17 protein-coding genes are annotated in these 13,375 nt (G+C 39.8%); all 17 read left to right on the plus strand.

Annotation, left to right across the window (positions count from 1 at the left end; all coding sequences use genetic code 11):
• Positions 1 to 130: 130 nt before the first annotated feature.
• Entirely contained in the window at positions 131 to 406 is a 276-nt protein-coding gene (locus tag NDJ01_RS09485) for a hypothetical protein (protein WP_258586621.1), read from the plus strand.
• 254 nt (positions 407 to 660) lie between these two features.
• Complete coding sequence (locus tag NDJ01_RS09495; RefSeq protein WP_257890203.1) at positions 661 to 2,478, plus strand: hypothetical protein; 1,818 nt, start codon at positions 661 to 663, stop codon at positions 2,476 to 2,478.
• 213 nt (positions 2,479 to 2,691) lie between these two features.
• The gene (locus tag NDJ01_RS09500) at positions 2,692 to 3,606 is read left to right on the plus strand and encodes an alpha/beta hydrolase (protein WP_258586623.1); all 915 of its coding nucleotides are present in this window, start codon (positions 2,692 to 2,694) and stop codon (positions 3,604 to 3,606) included.
• 143 nt (positions 3,607 to 3,749) lie between these two features.
• The gene (locus tag NDJ01_RS09505; protein WP_132937396.1) at positions 3,750 to 4,220 is read left to right on the plus strand and encodes a GNAT family N-acetyltransferase; all 471 of its coding nucleotides are present in this window, start codon (positions 3,750 to 3,752) and stop codon (positions 4,218 to 4,220) included.
• A gap of 142 nt (positions 4,221 to 4,362) precedes the next feature.
• Positions 4,363 to 4,974, plus strand: a complete 612-nt coding sequence (locus NDJ01_RS09510; protein ID WP_258586624.1) for a hypothetical protein — start codon at positions 4,363 to 4,365, stop codon at positions 4,972 to 4,974.
• A gap of 734 nt (positions 4,975 to 5,708) precedes the next feature.
• Entirely contained in the window at positions 5,709 to 6,371 is a 663-nt protein-coding gene (locus tag NDJ01_RS09520; protein WP_258586625.1) for a hypothetical protein, read from the plus strand.
• A 135-nt stretch (positions 6,372 to 6,506) separates the two neighbouring features.
• Positions 6,507 to 6,929, plus strand: coding sequence for a hypothetical protein (locus tag NDJ01_RS09530; RefSeq protein WP_080263917.1), 423 nt, complete (start codon positions 6,507 to 6,509; stop codon positions 6,927 to 6,929).
• Positions 6,930 to 7,111: 182 nt separating this feature from the next.
• Positions 7,112 to 7,462, plus strand: a complete 351-nt coding sequence (locus NDJ01_RS09540) for a DUF6864 domain-containing function (RefSeq protein WP_258586626.1) — start codon at positions 7,112 to 7,114, stop codon at positions 7,460 to 7,462.
• Positions 7,455 to 7,787 (plus strand): hypothetical protein, encoded by a 333-nt coding sequence (locus tag NDJ01_RS09545; protein WP_258586627.1) that lies wholly within the window; start codon positions 7,455 to 7,457, stop codon positions 7,785 to 7,787. Before NDJ01_RS09540 ends, NDJ01_RS09545 begins: the two co-directional genes overlap by 8 nt.
• A 184-nt stretch (positions 7,788 to 7,971) precedes the next feature.
• Positions 7,972 to 8,625 carry a hypothetical protein gene (locus NDJ01_RS09550; protein ID WP_045603567.1) on the plus strand — a complete coding sequence of 218 codons (654 nt, stop codon included), beginning with the start codon at positions 7,972 to 7,974 and terminating at the stop codon, positions 8,623 to 8,625.
• A gap of 695 nt (positions 8,626 to 9,320) precedes the next feature.
• Positions 9,321 to 9,770, plus strand: a complete 450-nt coding sequence (locus NDJ01_RS09565; RefSeq protein ID WP_258586628.1) for a metal ABC transporter ATPase — start codon at positions 9,321 to 9,323, stop codon at positions 9,768 to 9,770.
• Between the two features lie 66 nt (positions 9,771 to 9,836).
• Positions 9,837 to 10,487: a hypothetical protein gene (locus NDJ01_RS09575; protein WP_405054848.1), complete on the plus strand. Its 651-nt coding sequence runs from the start codon at positions 9,837 to 9,839 to the stop codon at positions 10,485 to 10,487.
• A gap of 157 nt (positions 10,488 to 10,644) precedes the next feature.
• Positions 10,645 to 11,076: a T6SS immunity protein Tdi1 domain-containing protein gene (locus NDJ01_RS09580; RefSeq protein ID WP_042524345.1), complete on the plus strand. Its 432-nt coding sequence runs from the start codon at positions 10,645 to 10,647 to the stop codon at positions 11,074 to 11,076.
• Positions 11,077 to 11,210: 134 nt separating this feature from the next.
• Positions 11,211 to 11,603, plus strand: a complete 393-nt coding sequence (locus tag NDJ01_RS09590; RefSeq protein ID WP_258586629.1) for a hypothetical protein — start codon at positions 11,211 to 11,213, stop codon at positions 11,601 to 11,603.
• A 156-nt stretch (positions 11,604 to 11,759) separates the two neighbouring features.
• Entirely contained in the window at positions 11,760 to 12,242 is a 483-nt protein-coding gene (locus NDJ01_RS09600) for a DUF2007 domain-containing protein (protein ID WP_258586630.1), read from the plus strand.
• Positions 12,243 to 12,400: 158 nt separating this feature from the next.
• A complete protein-coding gene (locus NDJ01_RS09605; protein WP_238799520.1) occupies positions 12,401 to 12,703 on the plus strand; it encodes a hypothetical protein in 303 nt (100 codons plus the stop codon).
• A 136-nt stretch (positions 12,704 to 12,839) separates the two neighbouring features.
• The gene (locus tag NDJ01_RS09615; protein ID WP_149192373.1) at positions 12,840 to 13,256 is read left to right on the plus strand and encodes a lysozyme inhibitor LprI family protein; all 417 of its coding nucleotides are present in this window, start codon (positions 12,840 to 12,842) and stop codon (positions 13,254 to 13,256) included.
• Positions 13,257 to 13,375 lie beyond the last annotated feature (119 nt).

Here is a 13,375-nt window from a genome sequence, read left to right on the forward strand (position 1 = left end):
CGTTTAAGAGCGACTCACAACGCGTGGCATTTTTGATATGCGCTGGGTTAAGTGATTACGGTGCATTGCAGAGGCTTCTGTATTGCGTTGCTCGCACCTTAACGCGGCGTTATGTGCCCGAGGGAAATTAATGATGAAACGAGATTTAATCAATTGTAATTCTGTTGAATATCGGAAAGGCTTTATTGAAGTAATCGGTGATGTCCATAACGAAAGTATAAACGTTGAAGTATGGAACATTCACCCAGATATAGATATTTCTGGAACAAATTTGGACAGTGAAAAAATAAAAGATGAGTATATAACGGCAAACACTGAAATTGAGTTGTCTATTCTAAATGCTGAAGTACTGATCAAGAAATTACAAAAAGCGATAGAGGTTGCAAGTAGTAAAAAGTGCACATAACAAACAGTTTAAGAGGGATTCAGCACGCGTGGCATTTTTGGTATGCGGTGGTTTCGGTGATGAAGTGCCATGCAGTAACATCGGTATTGCGTGCTTCACCCCTTAACTGGGCGTTATATTTTCCGTCAGATCCATTGTTCCAATTGTGACTTGATTCATATCTTTGAGCGTATTACTCAATTCTTTTAACCAAAATATGGGCTTTGTGATAAATAATAATACTTTATTAAGTTGCGTTGTAATAAGGAGACTGGGTGGAAAATAATACTATTGCAGTAGAGAAACATAACGTAGCTCCCTACTTGTCTATTTTACTGGGCGCAAAATCAATCAAAGAAGAATCGTGTTCCGTTCACGAAGTTATCCTCCAATTATTGCAGGAAGAGTCTTCAGATGAAATGAATGTAGGTTCAACAGTCAACGATGAGGTTGGAGAATTAGGAACCGTAAAAATCACATCATACACCATCTCAAAGGCACCTAGTTGGGCTAAAGGTTTAGAGTTGAAAGACTTGGAGCACCATGTCTTCGTTAGCTTTAATGTTAGGGACCACTTGGCTTTTTATTTTTCTGAAAAAGGCAAGAAAGACACCATCCGAGAGTTTTTTGGGAAAAAGCGCTTACCTAATCTATTTCCTATTCCAATAAACAAGTTGAACGGAAACTTCATTAATGAAGATGAGATTAAAATGTTATGGTTGTCGGGAATACATGGTCGAGACAATTTTAAAGCAGACTCCAAAGTTTTAGGTGGTAAGAGTGTAGCGGATACCCTCGACCCTCTGATTGATCAGTCGTATATGATGTCGGCTGTACGTACTGAAATTTGGGGGGCTAAATCAAAAAGCTCAGTAGGAATTAATCCATTTAAATCGTCAATATGGCGTGGACCTTGTAAAGATTGGAGCACTTTTGAGAATAGAGTGCTGGAAATTTTAGACATTTTGTCTATCAATAGCGTCGAGTCAGAGACGCCTATCGGTATATTGTCTTACCCAATATCTAAGCCAGATGATTTAAAAGATCCATATGATTTTTCTCTTGTAGACTACGATTTTCTGCCTGAGGAAGACGGGCAGCACCGTAAAGAACTACTAAAAAAGTTGCAGTATGACTTTCATGTAGAACTGGTGAGTAGTTTCATTGAAAGTGATATTTCACTAGATATCTTCTATTCAGGAAAAAAGGTAGGTCATATATGCGTTGAAGTTGAAGTGGATGACTATAAAGTCACCTTTAAAGTAAAAAGCGAAACGCCTATTACTAAAAAATACTTCGACTTATATAAGCGAGTATTTGTATACCCTGAACTTATTAAGTGTTGGTTTGAGTCAGGACATGCCGTTGTAAACGGGATGGTATTCAGAACCGGTTATCAAGATGTGGAATATGATAAGTTTTTATGGGCCGACTTTGAAAAGTACGACATAACGAAGGAAAAACCGGGATTAAATGCCCAGAAGCCTTCATTGAAAGATATCGGTAAAGAAAAATCCTTATTCTGTTGGGTGCAAAAGTGTTGGAGTGGAAATTGGCTAACACAAAGTGAATTTAATACGACAGAAAAGCCGCGAGGATGGCTCTATTGCGATGATGGCGCAGGAGAAAAAGCTGACTTTATCCATTATGTTCAGCATGGTTCACTTCACCTAATATCGTTGATTCATGTCAAAGCATCAAAGTCTAGCAAGGCATCAAGAAAAATATCTGTAGGTGCACACGATGTTGTACTTAACCAAGCTGTTAAGAACCTTAGGTATACAGCTAGAAAAGTCCTCGTTGAGGACCTCAAAGCAAGGCATGGCAATGCAGATCATAAAGGGTGTTGGTGTAATGGAAAAGTAGCAAAGGCTGAAGATTTTTTTAATGTGTTAATGGGCTTAAAAGATAACAAGCATGTTAAAACCCGTGTTGTAGTTATTCAGCCCCATACTCAGGAAAGTGTTTACAGAAATATTGTAGGCAGCAAAATCAAAACCCAGCTAGATGTATTGTTGGTTAGTGCTGAGAATGCTATTAGATCCTCTGGAGCTGACTTTCACATCATAGGCTTAGCGGATAAAAAAATATAACAAAGCATTTAAGAGTGATTCCCAACGCTTGGCAATATCAGTTCAAGGTTGGGTTTCGTGTTTACGGTGTAAAGGTTAAGGCTAGGTGACAGCGTTGCTCACACCTTAATGCGGCGTTATATCTAATTTACATCACACATTCATAACTGTATGGATGTACATGCTTTTGTGTTGTTATATTATTCACCGGTTTTTTAGTTATAGAGTTATAAAATGACCAAGTACCTAGAAGCTGGCATCAGAGAGCTAGTCGAAGAATTTCAATCTAATGGTAAACCTTGCCCTTCAGCACAAACAATCGCTGATCGCCGGGCTGGTTATATTGGTAGTACTGTATTAGCTGGTGAGAGTCCTAAAATTGAAAGCGAATACTTAGATGTAATTAATAGTATTCCGGTTAAGATTTACAAGCCTACAGATGAAGTGAACTTACCTATAACGGTCTATTTTCATGGAGGCTGTTTCATCAGTGGTGGCTTTGAGACACATGATGCTCAGCTAAGACAAATTGCTCTTCTATCCAACTCGATAGTTATTTGCATTCAATACAGGCTAGCACCTGAACATGCTTATCCAGCAGCACACGATGATGTATACCAAGCTGTACTTGGTATTAAGGAGCAAGCGCACAAGTATGGTGGTGATTCAGAGCACTTAGTATTTATTGGCGATAGCGCCGGAGGGCAGTTAGCTTTGGCTACGACGCTTAGACTGAAAAAGCTAGAGCAGTGGTTGCCTCGTCAGCAAATTCTTATTTACCCAATGCTGGATCCTACAGGTAATTCGCAAAGTTACAGAGAAAATGGTTCAGATTATATTATAACGGCAAATATGCTTCTTTCTGGTTTCGAGTTATACGCGAATTGTAGCTCTAAAGAAATTGCTGAACCAGAGCTTAATCTTTTAAGCGGTGACTTCAGCGGTTTGCCTATCACAACTATTATCACCGCGGAGTTTGATCCGCTACGCGATGAGGGTGAGCACTTATACAAGTTGATGCTTTCACAAGGCGTTGACGCTTACTGCGAACGTTATTTGGGTGTAATTCATGGTTTCTTTCAGTTGTCCGGCGTGTGTAATTCGGCAAAACGTTGTATCGCTGCAATTTCAAACCAAATAAAAAATTAGATATAACAAAGCGTTTAAGGCAGATTCCCAACGCATGGCATTTTTCATTACATCGTTGGGTTTTGTGTTTACGGTGGTATGGTTAGGTTCAGTGGTGGCGTTGCTCACTACTTAACGCGGCGTTAGCTGCTTGGAGAAAATTTATGGTTCGTGTAGCCCAAATCAAAGATTTAGATGTGTTGGTTAGCCTTTTCATTGCTGAGAACGAGCACAACTCAGACTTAGCCCCAGATGTTGTTCGCAAAACTGAAAATGTACTAAATGAGACTGAGCTTCAAGACATTCTATCTGATGAAAATCAGTTGCTTATTGTTAGCGAGCACGATGGAAAGGTAGTCGGAGCTTTATTGGGGAATCTCACTGACGTTAAAGAGCGTCGTTGGACGCAATCACGAACGTATGGATATATTGAAGAGTTAATCGTTTCTAGCGAAGCTCGAAAGCTGGGTGTAGCTACAGGGCTAGTTTCTTACTTTTCTAAGTGGGCTAGTGCTCTTGGCGCTAGTTCAGTTGACCTGCATGTTTGGTCAAATAACACAGGAGCTATCGGTTTTTATACTAGCGCCGGATTCGAATCAAAACAGAACCTGCTCTCCAAAAAGCTACGCAGCTAACAAAGCGTTTAAGACGGATTCCCAACGCTTGGCATTTTCGGTTTGCTTTGAATTTAGTGTTTACAGCACAATGGTTTAGGTAGGGTGGTAGCATTGCTCACCACTTAACGCGGCGTTAGCTTATTTAGAGGTATATCTCACGATGGATTGGTTAGGGCATGTAAAAGATATAGTTGTAGCCTTATCAGCTTTAGCGGCAGCTTATTTTGCCCATAGTGGACTAACTACTTGGCAAAAAGAGCTTAAAGGAAAATCTGAGTATCAGCTTGCAAAAGAAGTTTTGGAGTCAGTATTTAAAGTTAGAGAAGCGTTTAAGTCAGTAAGGCACCCTGCGATTTATTCATATGAATACCCAAAAGAGCTTGTGACGAACAGTGGGCATGTAAATCATGAGGATAAGTATGAAGCAACCATGTTCGTTTATAACGAACGCTTCAAAGTGCTTGATGTAGCATTCTCAGAGTTAGAAGAGCTGTTTGTAAAAGCTCTAGTTGAATGGGGTTCTTCCGAGCAAGACTTGATTCAAGAGCTTAGAGGTCACCGAGGAGAGCTTCTGGTGTCAATACGTTCGCTAATTGATAGTTATCAAGATCGTAGTTGCAATGACTGGATGAATATTGAAGAACGGAAACGTCAAAGTGCAGTGCTTTACTATACCGGTGATAATGGAAAGTACTCTGAATTTACTGTTGAAATAAATGAAACTGTTAAGAAGTTTGAAGACTGGCTAAGGCCACATATAGCCGGAAAATAATAAGCTAACAAATTGCTTAAGAGTGATTCGTAACGCGTGGCATTTTTACTATGCGGTGGCTTAGGGTGATTAGGGCGCCATGCGGTAGCTTTTGTATTGCGTTACTCACACCTTAGCAAGGCGTTATGTTTCATCATGAATTCAGTGGCTTAAATGTCCTTTTAACTGTTCTTTGTCCCTCGGGCAGTCTGTTCCGAGTAGACTCAGCAAATCGGCATTGTCGCTCTAAATTCTTGAATTTCTCAGCCCGTAAAACATGTCAAAATTCGTGGGTTGCTTCATTGTCAGGTCGAGTTGGCTAGATTCAAGTTTCTCTGGCTTAAAGGCGCTTTGAGATTTATTGCCAAGTTACATCCTACCTTGGCAGTAGTCTCGGCAATTTGCCATTGTTCTGCGCTTTGGTTGGAAAGAGAGGGCGCTTGTTGGAGCTTTGTCGGGTTGCCTCATTGGGCAGGGAAGTGTTCATACTTGCTTTGAGTTGGTCGCATTTGGTGGTCAAGTTGGTTTCGGTCTTGTGATTAGGCTCATAAATCGCAGCGGAAAATGTAGTTCTTTGTCATTTAAATCAATCGTTTGTAGTAAAACATAACAGGTTGCTTAAGAGGGATTCCCAACGCTTGGCATTTTTGGTTTAAACTTGGCTTCAGTGATTACGGTGGCAAGGTTTTGGTTTTGTGATAATGCGTTGCTCACCCCTTAGCAAGGCGTTATAACGCAATGGAGAGATAAGCGAGTTGTTCAAATTTTTTGAAAGTGATCGTTACATTATGTGGGTATGTGTAGTTGCCATATTTTTGAGTGGCTCTGCATTCTCTTTAATTTTCTTAGGCACTGATTTATTGGCCGTGTTAGGTGCATTGGCGAATGTCGCAACTATCTTTGGTACATTGTTTGCGGTAACAGCATTTCTGCGTTGGAAACGAGATCGGCATGCCAACGAGATGCATGATCAACTTATGGAGTTAGCAAAAGCAGTAAGTAATAGCAATGGGCTGCTTTATCTAATTCCCATTTCACTTAATCAGAAAAATAGGGAACGGTTCTCTGGGGCTGCACGTCAGATATTAGATACTTATTATCAACTGTCTTCATTTGAACGAAGCTTGTTCCTTTACACAACAAAGCGTGAACTTACTTTTTCAAGTTTAGGTTGTCCATATACGGCAAAAACACTTGATCACTTTTCAAAACTTATCGGCTTAATTTCTATGCGAGAACAACGCGAAATTGGAGAGCAAGCCGACTATGTAGTTGAGTGGTATGATGCAGTGCTTTCAACAGATAAAGATAAACAGCTTATTGATCAACATATTAAAACATTGACTAATCAACTACCGCATTTACATACAGTTGCACACGAGCTTAAATCTATAGATGTGTCAAAAATTGCGTTATAACAAATTGTTCAAGAGTGATTCGGCACGCGTGGCATTTTTACTATGCGTTGGTTTTAGTGGTTAAGGCGTTATGCGGAGGCTTTGGTATTGCGTGCCTCACACCTTAACAAGGCGTTATGTACTTTGGAGGAAAAAGTGGAAATTTGCTCAAACGAGAAATGTGGGAAAGCATTTAAAGTTTTTGTCTCTGGCGCAGGCTTTGTTGGTGGTGAAGAGTTAGAAGATATCGACTGTCCTTACTGCAAACAAACAGTTCGTCGCGAAAGGACAAGTGGTACTTATCTTGAATCTAAGCTGGATGTACATAAGGTTCTCAACGATTCGAGCTCAATTCAAGATTTTGCGGAGGTTTTGCGTGCAATGTATCAGGATGCTCCCCGCGGTGAGCAGGTGTTAATGATTCATCTGTTTGGTATTAAATTTGGTGAAATAATCCGAACAAAAAACATAAGTATCAGTACATTAGTCAACGAAGCTAGAATGAGCACAAACTATGTAACTGAGTTAAATAAAGGCATTGGTTTGGCTAAATATGTGCAACTAAAAGAACGTACATAACAAACTGTTCAAGAGTGATTCGCAACGCTTGGCATTTTCAGTATGCGTTGGTTTTAGTGTTTAAGGTGGTATGCGGAGGCATCGGTATTGCGTTGCTCACACCTTAACAGGGCGTTATAACTATCCTAGGATGTTGTGTAAGGTTGAGTTAAAATGTCCAAAAATATTGAGTTAGTTTTATAATGAAAATTACGACTGGAAATTTAGAAGTATTTGAATCAGGACTAGTTCGGACTGGATTAGTAAGTACTATAAAGTTCGACTTTCAGGCAATTTGGCTTGAGTTCACATTTATTATCGATGGTAAAGATTATAGGGCAGACTATGTGCCAGCCGAAGATGTGAAGGGTTTAAAGATTAATATATACAATAGCGATTCTATACATGGTGCGGGAATTGTTAAACCAATCCATATCGGCTCGCTAGATGGTCGTGAACTCTGGTTGGCTTACCGCTCTTTCAAAGTGTCTTCAGAACATGATTCTTGGTCATTGGAGTATGTCTTCTATAAAGGAGACGAAGTCAGTGAGTAGAATTAACATCGGAAATATTACTGATGCGGAGCCGAAAAAGAAAAAAAGTGCCATCGCTGGCGATATAGCAGGTTCTGTAAGCAATACTATAGGGACAGGCAAACATGCTCAAGACTCCGTAGTTTGGTTAACGATACGGTGGAGTTTTATTCTAGGCTTGGCTCTATCTGCAGTTCTTATATTATTTATGTGGCCTGATTCTCCTGATGGTTCCCACCCACCTATTAAGAGCGTCTTTCCCATTGAAGAACTTAAAACTATCTGGGGTATATTTATACCTATTGTGACTTTAGCTCTAGGGTATATGTTTGGTAAAGGAAAATAGAGCAAAATAGTTATAACAAAGCATTTAAGAGTGATTCCCAACGCTTGGCATTTTTGATGCTAATCGTTGGGTTTTGTGTTTAAGGTGGTATGGTTTAGTTTCGTGGTAGCGTTGCTCACACCTTAATGCGGCGTTATACCACAATCGAAAAATCAGACTAAATTATTTATCTAAAAGGGGTTGTATGCTTTCGGTGCTAGCTCGCATTGCAGCGATATCAGTAATTATATGTGGTGTGCTATACACAAGTAGTGTTGCCTATTATGGCGGTTACCTTCATGTATTTTCCTTAGATACGGATATTTTGCATCGAAATGTCGACCAAGTGCTTTACCATGGTTTTATCTTTTTATATCCCAGAATGATGAACATAGCGACAGCGCTGTTCATCATTGCTTGCGTTGTGATGATGTGCCTTGCTTTTGGTACACATTATAAGTACAGGAAGTTAAAGAATGTGAAACCAAATTTCTTAAAACTAGCTCTTTATGATTTCAATAATATAAAACCGTACCTTAAATCTTGGCTATTTTTGTCCCTACTTCTAGTTATTGTCTCGGTAGTATATATATTTATATTGGCAAGTTTTGAACGGCAAGGTATGGAGCGAGGCAAGGAAGTCAAAGATGCTATCGCAGAGGGTAATATCTTCAATCTTCAGTGTATCGAGAGACTAAATGACAAGTCTAATGGCAAGCTAGTTATAAATTTGTACTGCGGTGCTAATTCTTGCGTTGGTGTTCCGCTAAATAGCAATAGCTTTGTCTATTACGAAACGAAGAACATAGCAATTAGTAACTTTGACGATGATTCTAAATGCGGCTATAAAGGCAATTAGTGGTATAACAAACTGTTTAAGAGTGATTCGCAACGCGTGGCATTTTTACTATGCGTTGGTTTTAGTGTTTAAGGTGGTATGCGGCAGCATCGGTATTGCGTTGCTCACACCTTAACAGGGCGTTAGTACGGGTTTGACATCAAAGGTCACAAGTTCTGGTGTTTATCTGTTTGGTGCTCGAATTTACACCTTTCAGTTAGTGCCTTTCACGTTCTATCCGGTGGCACTATATGCGGAGTGTTCGCTTTGATTTCACCGTTTACGGTTTCTAACGCTTAGCCTATTTCTTTGGCGCTTCTTCATTTTCGTGGTGGCTTTTGAGAGAACCTTGATTATTTTTGAGTGTGGCTGTTCAAGTACGAGGAAAGAATCCTTTTCTAATTTGAAGCCAGTAAAAGTAGGGCAGTTTAGTGCGTTTTTCTTCTAGCTAACTTTCGTCTCTCAATGGCGGTAAAGTTTTGTAGTTACCCGTCTCACTTCAGTGCTCAAAGCCTTTCATATCATGCTACTTTTCAATATCTTGGAGCGCACAAATAGAAGTAGCGCATGTACTAACAAATTGCTTAAGAGTGATTCGTAACGCGTGGCATTTTTACTATGCGGTGGCTTAGGGTGATTAGGGCGCCATGCGGTAGCTTTTGTATTGCGTTACTCACACCTTAGCAAGGCGTTATATGCAATGGATTGGAATATTTATGAAAGGATTTAATAACATCTTAACTGGTTTTTCATGGGGAATTGGCTTTTCTGTTGCACTCATTCTGAGTGGGTTGGTTTATACAAAGTTCGTTGAACCGTCGCTCGGAAATATTCTTGAAGACAAAGAAATCGATGATAAAGCAATTGAGTATTTGGCAGATTTCAAAATTGCCTATGGTTTAACATTGGAAAATGTCTTCAAAGATGGGGACGATGTGCGTTTGGCTGTCGTACAGGAAAACCTTACAGAAGAAGCGTTATATTCTCGTGAGGTTTTAGCATCTGGGTTCGATGTGAATGGTAATTTTATTGGTAATTGTATCGGTGAAAATGAAATCTTCATTATGCAGCCAAAAGAAACCTCTTATCTTGAAATCAAATGTGGGTTCGTGCCATCGCAAGTCGATCAAATCGAATCATTTAAGTTAAGGATTAAGCCGATTTAGTAAGCACCAGAAAATTGCATATAACAAACTGTTCAAGAGGGATTCGCAACGCGTGGCATTTTTACTATGCGTTGGTTTTGGTGTTTAAGGTGGTATGCAGCGACTTTGGTATTGCGTTGCTCACCCCTTAACAGGGCGTTAAGCTTCAATGAGGACAATATGGACTACGAAGAAATAAAACGACAGGGTATCGCTGATTTTGTCGAAGATGAAGAACAAACTAGACCAGATCGTATTGTTAGATTTGTCGAGCTAAATGAACTGTTTGCGCCACAGGGAGATATGCTGTTAACCGGAGGTTTACAGTCTCACTTAGCTTTTCATGAATTGGCTAATAGTTACGTTAATGGTAATTACATGGCAGTCGTATTGCTGTGCCAAGCGTTTATTGAGCACTCATTGTCCGGTGAGTTCATCATGAGAGGGCAGAATACGATAGCTGAATCCTCATTTAAGAAAATCCTCGAATCTGCAAAAGCAGCTGAAATTATCAGTGAAACGCTTTTTGAACAATTAGAAGTATTACGGAAAATCCGCAACCCTTACGTTCATGCGAAAGCGGGGCTTAAAAATGGCTCATTGGCTAAAAAAATGATCGATGGTCGATTTGAATCTGCTGAAGAACTAGCCAAATCAGATGCATTAAAATCACTTGGTATACTAAAGTCTTTTGTTCATCAAAATGTATTCACGTGGGTGCCTGAGCCTGAAGCTTAACAAACAATTTAAGAGGGATTCACAACGCTTTGCACTTTTGCTTCTACTTCAACTTTAGTGTTTATGGCACAATTTTTAGGTAGGGTGGTAGCGTTGTTCACCCCTTAATTGGGCGTTATGTGTCAATGGGTTTCTAAACAGAGTGAGAAAGATAAAAATGCAGTTTATTTGGGAAGTCTCGGACGTAGAAATAGATACCTTGTTACCTCAGTGGAAATGGTTGCTTAATCCTACAGGGAAACCTTTGTATCTAACCATCATGGGTGACTGGCTATTTGGTGAAGTGGATGGCTCAATTTCATTGTTATCGGTTTTAGATGGTACCTATGAAACAATTGCTTCGGACTTTCATGAGTACAATAAAATGAATAAATCACAAGATTGGTGTGATAATGTCTTTTTAACTAGTTGGTATGACTTGGCGCTCGAACACGGGCTACAACCAAAACAAGACGAATGCTTAGGTTGGGATCTGCATCCAATTATTGGTGGTGAGTTTTGTATGGAAAATTTGCAAGTATTTACTATGAAAGTATATCAATCACTAATGTCTCAGTTGCATTTTCAACTTCAGCACGCAAACACATAACAAACTGTTTAAGAGTGATTCGCAACGCGTGGCATTTTTGCTATGCGTTGCGTCTAATGTTTAAGGTGGCATGCGGGAGCATCGGTATTGCGTTGCTCACACCTTAACAGGGCGTTATGCATTAGAGGACTTCAATGGATTTCGAGTACCAAAAAGCTTGCAAGAAATACTCTGTTAGATATATGAGTAATTCGAAGTGGTTTAAGTTGTTTGCAGCTTGGGCTAATGCTGGAATTGAGGTGGAAGTATCATATTGGAGGTTTATCGACTCTGAGCATGAAGAAGTTCACTGCTTACCCAAAAGCTATGACTTACTGCCACATAGGTTTGCAGACGGTAGGTTTCAACCATTCGAATACAAGTGGATATTGTCAGTAGCTATCCCACAGAAATATAAACCAAAATCGAATGTAGCATTTGAACGTAGCCAAGATGTAGATCAGCTTAAATCAATAGCTAAAGAATTGGGTCACTTTCCAATCTTTGATCTCGAGAATGGTATCGAAGTTAGAGGCTACGAAGAATAATGCATAACAAATTGTTCAAGAGTGATTCGGCACGCGTGGCATTTTTACTATGCGTTGGTTTTAGTGGTTAAGGTGGTATGCGGAAGCTTCGGTATTGCGTGCCTCACACCTTAACAAGGCGTTATGGCGCAGGGCAAAAATCAGCTAAGGGAGTATATGAACGAGAAAGTAAAAGTAGCCTTGAACTGGCTGAAAAGTCTTTTGGAATCGGAGAGTATCGAATACCAAATTGTCGGTGGTTTAGCGGCAACAATTCATGGTGGTAGTCGTGAAATTGCAGATATTGATCTCTATATCCATAACTCAGATGCAAATAAAATACTTGCTCACGTTGCCCCGTATATTTCTAAACCGCTTACTCACTACTCGGAATATGGCTGGGATTTAGAGTATTTTCAGCTAGTCTATCAAAATCAAAAAATTGAAATAGGCTTGGCTCTCAATACAAAAATCCAGTCATCGTTGGACGGTTCGTGGTACCAACTGGAAATCGACTTTTCAAAGTCAGTTGCCAAAAGCTATCAAGGCATCGAATTACAGGTTATCCCAGTCCACCAATTGGTAGAGTACAAGCGGATATTAGGCAGGGAAGTAGACCTAATTGACATTCAACAACTAGCTTCAAGTTCAGCGCCATAACAAACAATTTAAGAGGGATTCCCAACGCTTGGCATTTTTGCATCTACTTCAATTTTAGTGGTTACGGTACAATGCTTTAGGTTGGGTGGTAGCGTTGCTCACCCCTTAATTGGGCGTTATGCTGTAAATCGAAAACAAACAATAATAAAGGATAAACGATGAAAGTTGGTTTGAAATTAAATGAACAATTTACTGTTGCTAAACACAACATTGTTCAGGTGACTACATTTGAAAATGAGTTCCATTTGGCTCTTACGAATAGTGAGTATTTAGTTATTTCTAAAGATGACAAAGATAATTCTTACTACTACACACATGAGTTCAACGGTAGCTTGTTAGAAGTTCCCGTTAACGAATATCATCGTATTCAGAGAGAGTTAACTGAGTACTTTGGGGTTGAGATTCAAGATGTTTCCAGTGATGAAACGGAGGAACATGAACAACCTGAAACAACAGCATAACAATCTGTTTAAGAGTGATTCGCAACGCTTGGCATTTTTGCTATGCGTTGCGTTTTGTGTTTAAGGTGGTTTGCGGAAACATAGGTATTGCGTTGCTCACACCTTAACAGGGCGTTATGTGCTTTCGGAGAAAACGATGAATAAGTGTCTAATCATCATATTAGCTAGTCTTTCATTTGGTGCTCTTGCTGAAGAAGAGTCCATTGACTGTAATAATGCGATGACCACAATCGAGATAAACCAATGTGCTGCTATTGAACTAGAGTCAGCACAAGTTAAATTAGATAAATATCTAAACACTAGCTTTGAGCACAACGCTCATGACCCAGAACTGATCGCAGCAATTAAGCTTGCTCAACAGGATTGGCAAGCATATATGTCCTCTCACTGTGACTCGGTTTATACGCAATGGCGTGATGGAACTATTCGTGGAATTATGGCGATATCGTGCAAAACTAAGTTAACTAAGCAAAGAACGCACGAGTTATGGGAAAATTTTTTAACTTATATGGACAGTACACCACCAGTTTTACCGGAGCCAAGTGTGGAGTAGCTTTCAACCACGCACATAACAAACTGTTCAAGAGGGATTCGTAACGCGTGGCATTTTTACTATGCGTTGGTTTTAGTGATTAAGGTGGTATGCGGCGGCTTTGGTATTGCGTTGCTCAC

The sequence above is a fragment of the Vibrio sp. HS-50-1 genome (assembly GCF_024747315.1).
GTDB lineage: Bacteria > Pseudomonadota > Gammaproteobacteria > Enterobacterales > Vibrionaceae > Vibrio > Vibrio diabolicus.